General features: G+C 68.6%; 10 protein-coding genes and 1 tRNA gene. 6 read left to right on the forward strand and 5 right to left on the reverse strand.

Annotated features, from left to right (window positions below; translation table 11 throughout):
* Window positions 1-100 precede the first annotated feature (100 nt).
* From BZF57_RS08050 to BZF57_RS08060, 3 genes are read left to right on the forward strand one after another with little or no spacing between them, the layout of a single operon-like run.
* The gene (locus BZF57_RS08050) at window positions 101-1,669 is read left to right on the forward strand and encodes a tryptophan halogenase family protein (protein ID WP_086736565.1); all 1,569 of its coding nucleotides are present in this window, start codon (window positions 101-103) and stop codon (window positions 1,667-1,669) included.
* Window positions 1,666-3,201, forward strand: a complete 1,536-nt coding sequence (locus BZF57_RS08055; RefSeq protein WP_086736567.1) for a tryptophan halogenase family protein — start codon at window positions 1,666-1,668, stop codon at window positions 3,199-3,201. The genes BZF57_RS08050 and BZF57_RS08055 overlap by 4 nt, the downstream gene beginning before the upstream one ends.
* Window positions 3,198-4,211 (forward strand): cupin-like domain-containing protein, encoded by a 1,014-nt coding sequence (locus BZF57_RS08060; protein ID WP_086736569.1) that lies wholly within the window; start codon window positions 3,198-3,200, stop codon window positions 4,209-4,211. Before BZF57_RS08055 ends, BZF57_RS08060 begins: the two co-directional genes overlap by 4 nt.
* Here the strand turns inward: BZF57_RS08060 and BZF57_RS08065 are convergent.
* From BZF57_RS08065 to BZF57_RS08075, 3 genes are read right to left on the reverse strand one after another with little or no spacing between them, the layout of a single operon-like run.
* Complete coding sequence (locus tag BZF57_RS08065; protein ID WP_086736571.1) at window positions 4,192-5,664, reverse strand: tryptophan 7-halogenase; 1,473 nt, start codon at window positions 5,662-5,664, stop codon at window positions 4,192-4,194. The two genes, BZF57_RS08060 and BZF57_RS08065, sit on opposite strands and share 20 nt — an antisense overlap.
* A complete protein-coding gene (locus BZF57_RS08070) occupies window positions 5,661-7,184 on the reverse strand; it encodes a tryptophan halogenase family protein (RefSeq protein WP_086736573.1) in 1,524 nt (507 codons plus the stop codon). Before BZF57_RS08070 ends, BZF57_RS08065 begins: the two co-directional genes overlap by 4 nt.
* Window positions 7,185-7,209: 25 nt before the next feature.
* Window positions 7,210-8,610: a sugar porter family MFS transporter gene (locus BZF57_RS08075; protein ID WP_276206606.1), complete on the reverse strand. Its 1,401-nt coding sequence runs from the start codon at window positions 8,608-8,610 to the stop codon at window positions 7,210-7,212.
* A gap of 125 nt (window positions 8,611-8,735) precedes the next feature.
* On the opposite strand from BZF57_RS08075, the gene BZF57_RS08080 reads away from it, so the two are divergent.
* From BZF57_RS08080 to BZF57_RS08090, 3 genes are all read left to right on the forward strand, one after another.
* The gene (locus tag BZF57_RS08080) at window positions 8,736-10,298 is read left to right on the forward strand and encodes an aldehyde dehydrogenase (NADP(+)) (RefSeq protein ID WP_086736577.1); all 1,563 of its coding nucleotides are present in this window, start codon (window positions 8,736-8,738) and stop codon (window positions 10,296-10,298) included.
* A gap of 21 nt (window positions 10,299-10,319) precedes the next feature.
* A complete protein-coding gene (locus tag BZF57_RS08085; protein ID WP_240505894.1) occupies window positions 10,320-11,516 on the forward strand; it encodes a Gfo/Idh/MocA family protein in 1,197 nt (398 codons plus the stop codon).
* Window positions 11,517-11,860: 344 nt separating this feature from the next.
* Window positions 11,861-14,605: a TonB-dependent receptor plug domain-containing protein gene (locus tag BZF57_RS08090; RefSeq protein WP_086736581.1), complete on the forward strand. Its 2,745-nt coding sequence runs from the start codon at window positions 11,861-11,863 to the stop codon at window positions 14,603-14,605.
* A 50-nt stretch (window positions 14,606-14,655) separates the two neighbouring features.
* On the opposite strand, the gene BZF57_RS08095 is transcribed toward BZF57_RS08090, so the two are convergent.
* Both BZF57_RS08095 and BZF57_RS08100 read right to left on the reverse strand, forming a co-directional pair.
* Window positions 14,656-15,435, reverse strand: coding sequence for a bestrophin-like domain (locus BZF57_RS08095; RefSeq protein WP_086736583.1), 780 nt, complete (start codon window positions 15,433-15,435; stop codon window positions 14,656-14,658).
* 17 nt (window positions 15,436-15,452) lie between these two features.
* A tRNA-Arg gene (locus tag BZF57_RS08100) sits at window positions 15,453-15,529 on the reverse strand.
* Between the last annotated feature and the right edge of the window lie 9 nt (window positions 15,530-15,538).

The following is a 15,538-nucleotide window of genomic DNA, read 5'->3' on the forward strand; positions in this document are numbered from 1 at the left end:
TTATCGAGGGTGGGGAGCCTTGACAATAGGCCTGCGCATTTTTGCAGGGGAAGTGTGGCAATTTGCCAACAACGCCCCGCTGCGATAGGATCGGAACGGGATGAGAGAGAGCAATGGTATCGGTAACGCGGGACGGCTCGCGCGGGTCGTGATCGTCGGCGGCGGTACCGCCGGCTGGATGGCGGCCGCAGCACTCTCGCGCTTTTTCAACGACGGCCAGCGCACGGTTACGCTGATCGAATCCGATGCCATCGGAACCGTCGGCGTGGGCGAGGCGACGATCCCGCCGATCCGTTCTTTCAATGCGATGCTCGACATCAACGAGGCCGAATTCCTGCGCGAGACGCGCGGCACGGCCAAGCTGGGGATCGATTTCGTCAACTGGGGCCGCATCGGCGACCGCTATTTCCATCCTTTCGGCGAATACGGCCAGTCGCTCCACGGCATCGCCTTCCACCAGCTGTGGCTGCGCGAACACGCGCGCTCGGGCGCGGCTGTCGCAGGCGATATCGGCGCCTATTCGATGAGCACAGCGGCGGCGCGCATGGGCCGATTCGCCCGGCCCGCCGCTACCGCGCAGTCAGTCGTGCGCGAGATCGCCTATGCCTATCACTTCGACGCCGGGCTCTATGCCGCCTTCCTGCGCCGCCTCGCAGAATGTCAGGGCGTCACCCGCATCGAGGGCACGATTGCCCACGTCACCCGCGACGGCGAGACCGGCAATGTCGCCAGCGTCACGCTGGAGAGCGGCGCCACAATCGCGGGCGACCTCTTCATCGATTGCTCGGGCTTCCGCGGCCTGCTGATCGAGGAGGCGCTGGAAACCGGCTACGAGGACTGGAGCCACTGGCTGCCGATGGACCGCGCGCTCGCGGTGCCCAGCGCCAGGCGCGGCCCGCCCGATCCCTTCACCCGCTCGACCGCCCATTCCGCCGGGTGGCAATGGCGCATCCCGCTCCAGCACCGCACCGGCAACGGCCACGTCTATTCCAGCGCCTTCATGGGCGAGACCGAGGCGCGCGAGATCCTGCTCGACCACCTCGAGGCCGCCCCCATCGGCGAGCCGCGCGGCCTCAAATTCCTCACCGGGATGCGGCGAAAAGCGTGGAACCACAATGTCGTGGCGCTGGGCCTTTCGTCGGGCTTCATCGAGCCGCTCGAATCCACCTCGATCCACCTTATCCAGAACGGCATCCAGCGCCTCTTCGCGCTGTTTCCCGACACCCCGATCAACCCGGTCGAGCGCGACGAATACAACCGCGGGATGCGCGACCTGTTCGAGGATGTGCGCGACTTCATCATCCTCCATTACAAGGCGACCCAGCGCGAGGATTCCGAGTTCTGGCGCTATGTGAAGCACATGAGCATCCCCGACAGCCTCGCCCGCAAGATGGCGCTGTGGCAGCATCGCGGGCGGGTGCTGCGCGAAAATGCCGAGCTCTTCGCCCAGCCGAGCTGGATCGCGGTGATGCTGGGGCAGAACATCTGGCCCGAGACGCATGACCCGATCGTCGACACTCTGGATGAGGCCAAGGTAGCCGCCGCGATGGCGCAGATGCGCGCGGCCTATGCCGATGTCGCCGCAAGGCTGCCCTCGCACGAGGATTTCCTGCGCCAGTCGGGCAGCTGGCACGAGGCACCGGTGATGCCGCAGCAGGTGGTGGCATGAGCGCCCCGCCCGTCACCAAGATCGTCATTGTCGGCGGCGGCACCGCCGGATGGATGACGGCGGCCGCGATGGTCCGCGTGCTCGGGGCAATGCCGGGGCTGTCGGTCACGCTGGTCGAAAGCGAGGTCATCGGCACGGTCGGCGTCGGCGAGGCGACGATCTCGCAGATCATCGGCTTCAACCGTCTGCTCGGCCTCGACGAGATGGAATTCATGCGCGAGACCCGCGCGACCTACAAGCTGGGCATCGAATTCGTCGACTGGCTGCGCCCCGGGCACAGCTATGTCCACCCCTTCGGCAGCTTCGGGCTCGACATGCTGGGGATCGAGTTCCAGCACTTCTTCCTGCGCGGGGCACAGCTGGGCGAGACCGCGCGGATCGACGATTATTCGATTGCGGCGGTCGCGGCCAAGGCCGGCAGGTTCGGCTGGCCGCGCCCCGACAATCCGCGCTCGCCCCTCTCTAAGTTGTCCTATGCCTTCCAGTTCGATGCGGGACGCTATGCCCGCTTCCTGCGGCGCTATGCGGAAAGCGCGGGCGCGGTGCGGGTCGAGGGGCGGATCACGCGCGTGCAGCAGGACAGCGAGACCGGCTTCGTGACCTCGGTCGTGCTCGAAGACGGGCGCGAAATCGCGGGCGAGTTGTTCATCGACTGCTCGGGCTTCCGCTCGCTGCTGCTGGGGCAGACGCTGGGCGTCCCCTTCACCGACTGGAGCAAGTGGCTGCCCTGCGACAGCGCGGTGGCGATCCCCTGCGAGCTGGGCGGCGCGAACGAGCCGCTCACCCGCTCCACCGCACGACCCGCCGGATGGCAATGGCGCATCCCGCTCCAGCACCGCATCGGCAACGGGCATGTGTTCTCCTCGGCCCATATCGACCGTCAGGCAGCGACCGATCTGCTGCTGGCGAACCTCGACGGCAAGCCGCTCGCCGATCCCAACCAGCTTGCCTTCACCGCGGGCCACCGCGCGCGGACATGGGACAAGAACGTGGTCGCGCTCGGCCTTGCGGGCGGCTTTCTCGAACCGCTTGAATCGACCTCGATCCACCTCGTGCAATCGGGCATCGCGCGGCTGATGGCGCTGTTTCCCGATACGAGCTTCTCGCCCGTCGAGATCGGGCGCTTCAACCTCGAGACCGCGCGCGAATATCGCAACATCCGCGATTTCCTCGTGCTGCATTACCGTGCGAGCGAGCGGGACGATTCCGAGTTCTGGCGCTATTGCCGCAACCTCCCCCCGCCCGACAGTCTGGCCGACAAGCTGGAGCTGTTCCGCTCCTCGGGCCGGATCATCCGCGAGAACAACGAGCTGTTCACCGAGGACAGCTGGCTGTCAGTGATGCTGAGCCAGGGGGTCGAGCCGCAGGGCTATCATCCCGCCGCATGGATGCTCGACGCGCAGGAGACTACAACGCGCCTCGCCCATATCCGCGGCGCGATTGCGCAGACCGCGGCGCAGCTGCCCACGCAGGCGGAATTCCTGCGCCAGAATGGCGGAGCGATTGCGCCGTCGGATTACCTCACCGCGTGACCGGTCTTCCCGCTCCCGCCCCGCTTGTAGAAGTGACCGGCCCGGTCGATGCGGCGGCCTTCGCCGCGATCCGCGCCGCCGCGCGCCCGGTGGTGCTGCGCGGCCTGGTAGCGGACTGGCCCGCGGTCGCCGCGGCGCGCGAAGGCGACGCTGCGATCATCGCCTACCTCACCCGCGAACCCTCGGCCCGCCCGGTGCAGGCCATCGCCGCCCCGCCCTCGGAACGCGGGCGGTTCTTCTACACGCCCGACATGAGCCGCCTCAACTTCGTCCGCGCGAGCGGGCGCTTCGAGGTGTTCCTGCGCGACCTCGGGCAGGTCGCCGCGATGCCCGATCCGCCCGCGATGGCGGTGCAATCGGAGGACCTTGCAAGCCTGCTCCCCGGCTTCGTGCGCGACAACCGGCTGGCGCTGCTGCCCGATGTCCCGGCCAAGATCTGGATCGGCAACCGCATCCAGGTCGGCACGCATTACGACGCCAAGGAGAATGTCGCTTGCTGCGTAGCGGGCGAGCGGCGGTTCACGCTGTTTCCGCCCGAGGATATCGACAACCTCTACCCCGGCCCCTTCGAGCTGACCCCGGCGGGCATTCCGGTGAGCATGGTCGATCCCCACGCCCCCGACCTTGCTCGCTACCCGCGCTTCGCCGAGGCTGCGCAGCACGCGCAATCGGGGACGCTCCAACCGGGGGACGCGATCTATATTCCCTATGGCTGGTGGCACGCGGTCGAGAGCCTCTCGCCGGTCTCGATGCTGGTCAATTACTGGTGGACGCCCGGCCAGCCCGACGGGATCGGCAGCCCCTACGAGGCGCTGCTCCACGCCATGCTCGCCTTCCGCCACCTGCCGCCCGAACAGAAGGACGTGTGGCGCGGGATCATCGACTACTACGTGTTCGAGAGCGCGGGCGATCCTTCGGCGCATCTGCCGCCCCATGCCAAGGGCGTGATCGGCCCGCCCTCGCGCGGGCTGTTCGCGCAGATGAAAGAGATCATCCGGAACTCGCTTTAGCCTGCAAGGCGCGGGCGAGCCACTGGTCGTAGGGCGGCGCAAAGGCGAGCGCGGCCTGCGCTTCGGCTTCGAAGGCCGCACGGGCGCGCGCCTCGATCGCGGCATCGGCGGCGTGGGCAGCAGGCGGCAGGCCCGGGCTCCAGCCGAGCGCGACGAGCAGCGCGAACTGCTCTTGCCCCAGCAAGGGCAGCTCCTCGCGGAACGGGATGCGGCCGCGCCTTGCGAACTGGTCGATCACCGCCGCCACCCGCCCCAGCAAGTCGCGCGCGCCGAACACCGCCTGCGCGGCAGGGCCGGCAAAGTGCATGGCGAGCACTTCGTGGACGCCCTCCATCATCAGCACCGAGCGGCGGTTGTATTCGTCGCGCTCGAGCGGGGCGATGTCGCGGCCCGGCAGCATCTCGATCAGCAGCGCGAGCTGGCGGTGGGCGAGATCGAGGTGGAGCGGCCCCAGCGGCTCGAAGCGCGCGGCGGCATCGCCCAGCGCGACGATATTGCCGATCCACGGCGCTTCGGCCCGGCCGGGGGTCAGCGCAACAGCGCCCATCGCCCGCCCGCCCAGCAGCGCCTCGACCTCAGCGCGCGGGAGCGGCGCGGGGGTGCCGAGCATCCGGTACAGCCCGTCGAGCCCCGCGACCTCGCTCACCCAGCCCGCGCGGGTCAGGGTGAGGCGATCCTCCAGCGCGAGCACCGGCGCAGCGGGCGCGGCAAGGTAGACGTGCCGCGTCGGCAGGGTGGCCGACCAGTCGGTGAAGGCAAAGCGCGGGTGCGCGGCGAGGAGGCTCGCCTGCGGCCCGCTGCAATCGAGGAACAGGTCGGCCTCGATCATCCCCTGCCCGGCAATGCCGATGGCGCGGATAGCGTCGCCCTCGCCCGGTTCGAGCCGGTCGATCGTCCCCTGCACATAGCCGATCCCGAGCGCCTCGGCCTGCGCGATCAGCAGGGCGCGGTAGGCGGCGGGGTTCCAGCGCAGGGCGTAGTCGACCGAGGAGATCGGCGTCGGCTCGCCCGGCGGGGGTGGTGCGAACCGGCCCGCGGCGGCGAGCACTTCGGCAAGGCTCCCCGCCGGCGGCGCGCCCGCGCCCGGCAGCCGCACCGCGCCCCAGTCGCGCGCGAAGGCGGTCTTCAGGGCGGGATCGAGCGCCTCGCCATAGGCAACGACGCCGCCCGGCCCCTCCCCGTCCCATCCGGCATAGCGCGTGACCAGACGGTAGGAGCCGCCCGCGCGGGTGACGATGTGCTCCTCGTCGATCCCCAGCCGGTCGTGCAGCTTGTTGGTGAAGGGCATCGCCGTCACCGAGGTATCGGCGAAGGCGGCGGGGCTCGGCGGAGTGCCGATCACGACCACTTCGGTGGCAGGCAGCGCACGGCGCAGCGCAATGGCGGCGATCACGCCAAGCTGCCCGCCGCCCGCGACGACGACGCGGCGCATCGGCTCGCGGGGCAAGCTCATGCCGCTTCGGCGAGGCGTGCGGCTTCGCGCATCAGGTAGTCACGGTGGCCGGGCATGGTCGCGACTTCGCCCGTCACCGCCATCCGCAGACGCTCGGTGGCGCGCACCAGGGCATCGGGCGCGATCATCGCCGCGCGCGGATCATGGGCCTCGGGCATCATCCCCTGCCCCACGTAGACCGCGATCCAGCTTGCATCGTAGAACAGCCCGTCGGAATACTTCTCGATCCGCCCCGCCCTGCGCCACAGCTCGAGCTTGCCGGCGAGGCTGTCGGGCACCTGCATCGTGCGCACGTGGTTCCAGAACTCGGAATCGTCGCGGGTGGTGGCGTGGTAGTGGAGGATCAGGAAGTCCCGCACGCGGTCATATTCCATGTCGACCAGGCGGTTGAACTCGTCGCGGTCGCGCGGGTCGATGGTGCCGCCCACCGGGAACAGCTCGATCAGATAGGTGATCGCCATCTGGGCGAGGTAGATCGAGGTCGATTCCAGCGGTTCGAGGAAACCGCTCGCCAGCCCGACGCCGACGACATTGTGGCTCCACGAGCGCGAGCGGCGGCCGGGGCGGAACTTGAGGATGCGGGGGTCTGCCAGCGGCGTGCCCTCGGCAGCCGCGATAATCGCCTCGCAGGCCTGTTCCTCGGTGATGTGCGCCGAGGAGAAGACATAGCCGTTGCCCATGCGGTGCTGGAGCGGGATCTGCCAGCGCCAGCCTGCGGGCATGGCGGTGGCCGTGGTGTAGGGGCGCAGGTCCTGCGTCGCATGGGTGCAGGGCATCGCGGCGGCACGGTCGCAGGGGAGCCAGTGCGTCCAGTCCTCCCACTCTTCGCCCAGCTCCTGCCCCAGCAGGATCGAACGGAAGCCCGAGCAATCGACGAACAGATCGCCCTCGATCCGGCGGCCATCGGCAAGGATCAGCGCGGTGACATTGCCGCTTGGCCCGTCGCGCTCGACGCTGACCACGCGGCCCTCGTGCCGCTCCACCCCAATGCCGCGCGCGAAGTCGCGCATGAAGGGGCCGAACAGCGTCGCGTCGAACTGGTAGGCGTAGCCATAGGTCGAGGCGAGGCTGTCGTCCTGCGCGGGCGGGCGGAATCGGTTAGCCTTGGCCGCCGCCACTGCCAGCGAATAGTCCCCGATCTCGCGCGCCATGCCGTGGCGGGACAGCTCGAGCCACCAGTGGTGGAAGCCGACACCGGCCACTTCCTCGCCGAAAGAGCCGAAGGGGTGGATGTAGCTTTCGCCGATCCGGCCGAAATCGCGGAAGTCGATCCCGAGCTTGTAGGTCGCGTGGGTGGCTTTCATGAAGGCCGCCTCGTCGATCCCGAGCTTTTCGACGAAGCCGCGGATGTGGGGAAGCGTCGCCTCCCCCACCCCGACGATGCCGATCTCCTCGCTCTCGACCAGCTGGACGCTGGCGATGCCGGGGAGCAGCTTGGCCACCCCCGCCGCGGTCATCCATCCCGCCGTGCCGCCGCCGAGGACGACAACGCGGACAGGGCTTGGTGCATCTCCCATCATGGTCCCCACGCTATCACCCTGCGGCCTAGCCGACCATCTCCTCCAGCTCCTTGCCCTTCGTCTCGACGATGAATTTCTGGACGAGGACGAAGCTGATCGCGGCACTGATTGTGTAGAACAGGTAGGTGGGCGCCAGGCCAAGGCCGCTCGCCATACCGGGGAAGGTCTGCACCACGGCATAGTTCGCGCCCCACTGCGCCAGCCCCGCCACCGCGAGGGCCGAGCCGCGCATCTGGTTGGGGAACATCTCGCCCAGCATCACCCACATCACCGGGCCCCAGCTGAAGTTGAAGAAGATGACGTAGAGGTTGGCCGCAACCAGCGCGATCCAGCCGGCGCTCTCGCTCAGCGAAAGGTTGCCCGCCGCATCGGTGCCCGCGCCCGAGAAGGCCCAGGTCATCGCGCCCAGGGTCGCCGCCATGCCGGCCGAGCCGATCAACAGCAGCGGCTTTCTCCCGATCCGGTCGATCAGCACCAGCGCCGCGAATACGGCCGCGATCGAGGCGAGGCCGGAGATGATGTTGCGCTCCAGCGCGACTTCCTCCGAGACCCCCGCGAGCCGCCACAGCGTCTCGCCGTAGTAGAAGATCACGTTGATGCCGACGAACTGCTGGAAGGTCGCCAGCAGGATCCCCGCCCAGACGATCGGGCGGAAGATCGTGCCCGGCGCCATCACGTCCTTGAGGCTCGGGCGATGGTCTTCGGCGAAGGAGGCGCGGATCTCGCCCACCTTGCGTGTCGCCTCTTCGGCCCCGAACAGGCGGGTCAGCACGCCGCGCGCCTCGTCGTCGCGGCCGCGGTTGACGAGGTAGCGCGGGCTCTCCGGAATGAAGAGCAGCGCCACCAGGAACACCGCTGCCGGGGCCGCCTGCGCGAGGTACATCCAGCGCCACGCGGGCATCCCGCCAACCTCGCCGAGCGAATCGCCCGCTGCCTGCGCGAGGAAATAGTTGACGAGGAAGGCCGCCGTCAGCCCGGTGATGATCATCACCTGCTGCACCGTCGTCAGCCGTCCGCGGATCTTGGCCGGGGCCACCTCGGAGATATAGAGCGGCGACAGCACCGAGGCCGCGCCCACCGCCATGCCGCCCGCAAATCGCGCGATCACGAACAGCGTGTGGCTGGCGGTCTCGCCCTGCACGATCGCTCCGATCAGGAACAGCAGCGCGGCGACGACCATCACCCGCTTGCGGCCCAGCGCGTCGGCGAGCCGTCCGGCAAGGAACGCCCCCGCCGCGCACCCGATCAGCAGCGAGCCGACCGTGAAGCCCAGCCCCGCATCGTCGAGCGCGAAGGCCTCCTTCAGGCCCGCCTGCGTCCCGTTCACCGCACCGCTGTCATAACCGAACAACAAGCCGCCGATCGTCGCCACGGCCACGATTGCGGAAATCAGCGCCATGTTGGCGCCTGCCCCTTTGGTATCCAAGATCCCTCTCCCCGGCTGGTGTGTTGCAACCCACGCCATTTATGGTAGCGCTACCTTTCACTGAAAATCGCGCTATGGCAAGCCGCGTTTTCACAGAGAGATTCGGAACGTTCGGGAGAGTGGCAATGTTGACGGGCAGCAATCTGGTAGCGGGCGCATGGCGCACGGGTGCGGCGCACTTCACGGCGTATGAGGCCGCGACCGGCGCGGCGCTGGAGCCGGCTTTCGCGCAAGGGACGGCAGCGGACATCGCCGATGCCTGCGCCGCCGCTGCCGCAGCGCAACCCGCCTATGCCGCCCTGCCGCACACGGAACGTGCCGCCTTCCTGCGCCTCGTCGCCGCGAAGATCGATGCGCTGGGCGAAACCCTCACGCAGCGCGCGATGCTTGAAAGCGGCCTGCCCGAAGCACGCCTCAATGGCGAGCGCGGGCGCACCGTGGGCCAGTTGCGCCTCTTTGCCGAGGAGGTCGAGAACGGTGGCTGGCAGGGCCTGCGGATCGATCACGCCATCCCCGACCGCGCGCCGCTTCCCAAGCCGGACCTGCGCATGCGCAAGGTGCCGCTCGGTCCGGTCGCGGTGTTCGGCGCCTCAAACTTCCCGCTCGCCTTCTCTGTCGCGGGCGGCGACACCGCCTCGGCGCTCGCGGCGGGATGCTGCGTGGTGGTGAAGGGCCATCCCGCCCACCCCGGCACCTCCGAGCTGGTCGCGGGCGCGATCCTCGCAGCGATCCGCGAGAGCGGGCTGCCCGAAGGCGTGTTCAGCCTCGTGAACGGCACCGAGAATGCGCTGGGCGAGGCGCTGGTCAAGGATCCGCGCATCACCGCCGTCGGCTTCACCGGATCGCGCGCAGGCGGGATCGCGCTGATGGGCCACGCCGCCGCGCGGCCCGTGCCGATTCCGGTCTATGCCGAGATGAGCAGCGTCAATCCGGTGGTGCTGATGCCCGCCCGTCTCGAGGAAGCCGCAGAGGCGCTGGGTGCCGCCTATGTCGAATCGCTTTCGCTGGGTGCGGGGCAGTTCTGCACCAATCCGGGCATCCTGCTGGCGCTTGGGGGCGAGGCAACGCAGCGCTTTATCGCCGCCGCTGCCGCCGCGCTCGAAAGCGTGCCCGCACAGACCATGCTCACCGCCGGCATCCGGAGCGCCTATGCCAAGGGCATCGAAACCATCGCCGGACAGGGCGCCACGCTGGTCGGCACCGGCGCCGACGGTTCCGCTGCCTGCGGGCGGGCGCATGTCTTCACCGTCAGCGGCGCGGATTTCCGCGCCAATCCCGCGTTCGGCCACGAGGTGTTCGGCCCCTCCTCGATCATCGTCACCTGCGCCGACATGGACGAGCTTGCTGCGATCCTAGAAGGGATGGAAGGCCAGCTCACCGCCACGCTCCACATGGCGCCCGCCGATTACAATGCGGCCCGCGCCCTGATGCCGATCCTCGAAGGTCTGGCCGGGCGGATCATCGCCAATGCATGGCCGACGGGCGTCGAAGTGACCCACGCGATGGTGCATGGCGGCCCCTTCCCAGCGACTTCGGACGGGCGCAGCACCTCGGTCGGCACGCTCGCGATCGACCGTTTTCTGCGTCCCGTGAGCTATCAGGACATCCCCGCCGCGCTGCTCCCCAAGGTGCTGCTCGACGGGCCGAGCGCGGTGCTGCGCCGGGTGGACGGGGCTTACGAGGCGTAAGGTGCGATGGGAGAGCGCGGCATGACGAGACGGCAGGTGATCGAGGCGGGCACCGTGGCTGCCGCAGCCATGGCGTCGAGCGGTGCGCTGGCGCAGGGTCCGGCCCCGGCGGCGCAGGGTCAGCCCTTGCCCGATGGTGTCACGCTGCCCTCCTCAGCCCCGCCCGCCCCGCGTCCGGGCAGCGTCGGTTATGCGATCATCGGGCTCGGCGACTATGCCCTCAAGCAGATCATGCCGCGCTTCGCCCAGTCGCAGCGTTGCCACATCGCCGCGCTGGTTTCGGGCAACCCCGAAAAGCTCGCCCGCGTGGGCGAGGCTTACGGGGTGCCGGCAGAGGCACGCTATTCCTACGAGAACTTCGCCGACATCGCCGCCAACCGCGAGGTGGAGGCGGTCTACATCATCCTGCCCACCGGCCTTCACGCAGAGTGGGCCGAACGCGCCTTTGCCGCCGGCAAGCACGTGATGTGCGAAAAGCCGATGGCGCTTTCGGCGGCCGAGTGCGCGCGGATGATCGCCGCGAGCGAGCGCGCGGGCAAGAAGCTGATGGTCGGCTACCGCTGCCATTTCGAGCCCTACAACCGCGCCGCGATGGAGTTGACCAGAACGCGCGCGCTGGGCGACCTGCGGCTGATCCGCACCGAGCATTCCTACCGCCTCGGCCCGGCAACGCCCGCGACCAACTGGCGCATCGCCCGTGCGCAGACCGGCGGCGGCCCGCTCGAGGATTACGGCATCTACGGGCTCCAGGCCGCGCTCTACCTGTCGGGCGAGATGCCGGACCGCCTCAGCGCCTCGACCTTCCGGCCCGAAGGCGACCCGCGCTTTTCCGAGGTTTTTGCCCATGTGGCGGTGCAGATGCACTTCCCGAGCGGCACGGTAGCGCAGATCGTCACCTCCTATGATTCGGCAGGGATCAACATGGTCGAGGCGCGGGGCACCCATGGCGCGCTGCGGATGCAGCCGGCGACGGGCTATGGCCCCAACGCGCTGGTTCTGGAGACCGGAGGCACCGCCCGCCCGCTGGAGCCGGGCGATCCCGAAGTGCAGTTCGCCGCGATGCTCGATCACCTTGCGGCCGCGATCCGCGAGGGCACGCCTGTCCTCACTCCGGGCGAGATGGGCCTGCGCGATCTGCGGCTGATGGAGGCGATCTACGCCGCGGCGGCCAGCGGGCGGAGCGTGGCGCTGAACCCCGACGGCACCATGCGCGGCTGACCGGCACGCGGCGCGCGGGCACTGTTGCAAATTCAATACAGGGCGCAAGATGTATGCGCCTTGCGATTGTTTTTGCGCATTTGACATTGACCCCCTGAACCCTTCGCGCAAGATTTGCAGCGCCAGCATGGCGCACGGGTCGCGCTCAGCTGAAACAGGATGCGCAAGGGAATGGCCCGCTCCGGCAGGGTCCGGACCTGCGCGCGACACGATATATCGGTCCATCAAAGCGGACGCCTCGGGAGGGAGGCCTGCGCAGGAGGATCGGGTGCAAGCTTGCCGTGCGGGGTCGCGCCCGGCGGGAAGCCCTCTCATGCTCGAAGAACAATAATAGGGGTTCAACCATGCGAAATTTCACCACCAACCTCCAATCCGCTTCATCGCTGGCGCTCGGCGCGGCGCTGCTGTCGCTGGCCGCTCCTGCCCATGCTGGCGAAAACGCCGAGGCTGCCGAGAGCGAGCAGCCCGCCGCCGTCGCCCCGCAGGACAGCGCGACCGAAGTGGCCGATGATTACGTCGACAGCGGCGAAGTGCTGATCGTCACCGGCACCCGCCGCGCCAATCGTACCGTCGCCGACAGCCCGGTGCCGATCGACGTCATTCCCGCCGAACAGCTGCGCGCATCGGGCCTGGTCGAAACCGCCCGCCTGCTGCGCGATCTCGTGCCCTCGCTGAACTTCCCCCAGCCCTCGATCACCGATGGCACCGACGCGATCCGTCCGGCCACGCTGCGCGGTCTCGGGCCCGACCAGACGCTGGTGCTGATCAACGGCAAGCGCCGTCACGTGGCGGCGCTGCTCAACCTCAACGGTTCGGTCGGGCGCGGGTCGACCGCCGTCGATCTCAACCAGATCCCCTCCTCCGCCATCGGCCGCGTCGAAGTGCTGCGCGATGGCGCGGCGGCGCAATACGGCTCTGACGCGATTGCCGGGGTGATCAACTTCCAGCTCAACGATGCGCGCAAGGGCGGGCGGTTCTTCGTCAACTACGGCGGGTTCAACACCCGGCTCGAAGGCGTGAAGGAAGTCACCGGCGTCAACGGGACCGCAGGCCAGACCCCGACCCTGACCGCCGACGGCGTGCTCCAGCTCAACAACACCGGCCGCGATCTCAAGGTGACCGATGGCGGGGTGCTGACGGTGGGCGGCAACATCGGCCTGCCGCTTGGCCCTGAGGGCTTCATCAACATCACCGCCGAATACCGCGACCGCAATGACACCAACCGCGCAGGCTACGATCCGCGGCGTAATTACGCGCAAAGCGGCGCTCTCGATGCGCGCGAGCTCGCCTTCGACCGTCGCAACCACCGTTACGGCGACCCGAAGACCGAAGACCTCAACATCGTCGTCAACATGGGTGTGCCGCTCGATGATCAGGTGAGCTTCTACGCTTTCGGCAGCTACGGCACGCGCGACGCGGAATCCGCCGGCTTCTACCGCCGCGCCGCCGACAACCGCAACGTGCTGGCGATCTACCCCGACGGCTTCCTGCCGCTGATCAACACCGACACCAAGGACTTCGCCATCGTCGGCGGGCTCGAAGGCGACTTCGGCGGCTGGAACTGGGACCTTTCGATGTCCTACGGCCAGAACGACACCGATTTCTTCATCACCGACACGCTCAACGCCTCGCTCGGCGCGGCCAGCCCGACCGAATTCGACGCGGGCGGCATCGCCTACAGCCAGCTGATGAGCAATCTCGACATCAGCCGCGACATCGAGATCGGCGGGATCGAAGCGCTGACGGTGTCCTTCGGGGCCGAGTGGCGGCGCGAGGAATACCAGCTCACGGCGGGCGAGCCCGACAGCTACCGCGCCGGGCCGGTGCGGGTGGGGACCAACAATTCCTTCATCACCGGACAGGCCGCAACCGCCTTCGCCGCGCCGGGCAGCCAGGTCTTCCCCGGCTTCCAGCCGCGCATCGGCGGGGTCGACGTGACCATCCCCAACAGCCGCGAGAACGTCTCGCTCTATGCCGAAATCGATGCCGACATCACCGCGGGCTGGAACATCCAGGCTGCGGGCCGTTTCGAGGATTACACCGATTTCGGCTCGACCCTGAACGGCAAGATCGCGAGCCGCCTCGAGATCATCGACGGCTTTGCCCTGCGCGGAGCGGTGTCGACCGGTTTCCGGGCACCCTCGCTCCAGCAGCAGTTCTTCGCCGCGGCCGCCACCAACAACATCGGCGGTGTGCTGGTCGATGCGGTGACCCTGCCGGTCAACAACCCGGTCGCCGTGGCGCTCGGCGCAACCCCGCTCAAGGCCGAGAAATCGGTCTCGTGGTCGGCAGGCGCGGTGTTCGATATGGTCGACGGGCTCGACGTCACTTTCGATTACTACCAGATCGACATCGACGACCGCATCGTGCTGACCGACAACCTCACCGCCAACCGCGACGCGGCCGGCGTGCCCAACGGATCGAACCCGGGCCGCGGGATCGCGCAGATCCTCAATGACGCGGGCTTCACCAGCATCTCGGCGGCGCGGTTCTTCTTCAACGGGATCGACACCCGCACCCGCGGCTTCGATGCCATCGCGACCTACCGCACCGGCCTCGGCGACCTCGGCTCGCTCTCGCTGACGGCGGGCTACAACTGGAACGATGTCGACATCACCGCGCGCCGCACCACGCCGGGCAGCCTCGCACAGGTGCCGGGGATCGACCTGTTCGGGCGGCTCGAATCCCTGCGCATCGAGCGCGGCCAGCCGCGTGACCGCATCAACCTCGGCGCGGACTGGGAGTGGAACTGGCTGAGCGCCACGGTGCGCACCAACCGCTTTGGCGAGGTCTTCTCGCCCGGCGCGACGCCGATCAACGACCTGCTGCTCGCCCCGCGCTGGATCACCGACATCGAATTCCGCCTGCGCCCCGAAGGCGGGATCGCCGAGGGTCTGGAGCTGGCGGTCGGCGCGAACAACGTCTTCGACCAGTATCCGACGGTGAACCCCACCGGCCGGGCGACCGATCCGCTGACCGGCCAGCCGGCGAACCTGTCGGTCAACAACTACTTCCTGCCCTACTCGTCCTTCTCGCCTTTCGGCTTCAACGGACGGTTCCTCTATGCGCGTCTGAGCTACGCGTTCTGATGATGTGAAGGCGTGGCGGCGCGCGAGGGCTTGTCCCCTGCGCGCCGCCCTCACCTGCCGAGCGACTGCACCGTCTGTTCGAACGGCGTCTGATCGACCACGATGGCCCCGGCGCGCGGGCGGTCGAGATCGAGGATCACGCCGAAAGCGAGCGCAATCAGCAGGTAGAGCGTGGTCGAGGCGACGCGGTGCCGCGCGCGCGATCCGGCGAGCGCATAGCCGAGCATCGCCGCCGATATGACCGCATAGGCAGCAAGCAGCCACAGCACCCGCGCGGGCAAATGCGCCTGGGTAAGCGCCTGACGCCGCACGGCGGTATCCTCCAGCGTATCGTAAGCCGCTGCCAGCGCCACGGCGTGCGGGCCCGATGTGCCCTGCCGCAGCACGGCGCGGACGCCCGCTGCGACGGGCGCGCGCAGATCGGCCGCCTGCTGTTCTGCCTTCAACCGCTCGGGACCATCGGGAAGCTCGGCCGCCGTCAGCCGCGCGGCGGCGTAGCGTTTCAGATCAGCCTTGAGCGCACCCGCCTGTTCGGGCGGAAGCCCCTCGGCCAGCATCGCGAGATAGCCGACCGCGCTGGTCTCGCTCAGCATCAGGTCGCGGCGGTCTTCCAGACGGTTCAGCGCCATCGAGAAGGAGAAGCCCATCAGCAGTGCCAGCAATCCGAGCACGCCCGACAGGATGAAGCCCTCGTCGCTGCTGACGCCCTCGTCTTCGCCGGCCCGCAGCCGCCCGTGCAGGCGCATCCCCGTCTCGTGCCCCGCGATCATCGCCGCCAGAAGCACCGGCACCACCGCGATCAGCGACCATGACCAGAAGCCGTCCACCATGTCCCCCCTGAGCGTAGTGGCGCGCCCGGCAGGACTCGAACCTGCTGCCTCAAGATTAGAAGTCTCGCGCTCTATCCAGATGAGCTACGGGCGCGCACGCGGC

Origin of the sequence: Erythrobacter colymbi (genome assembly GCF_002155685.1) — a bacterium.
Lineage (GTDB): Bacteria > Pseudomonadota > Alphaproteobacteria > Sphingomonadales > Sphingomonadaceae > Erythrobacter > Erythrobacter colymbi.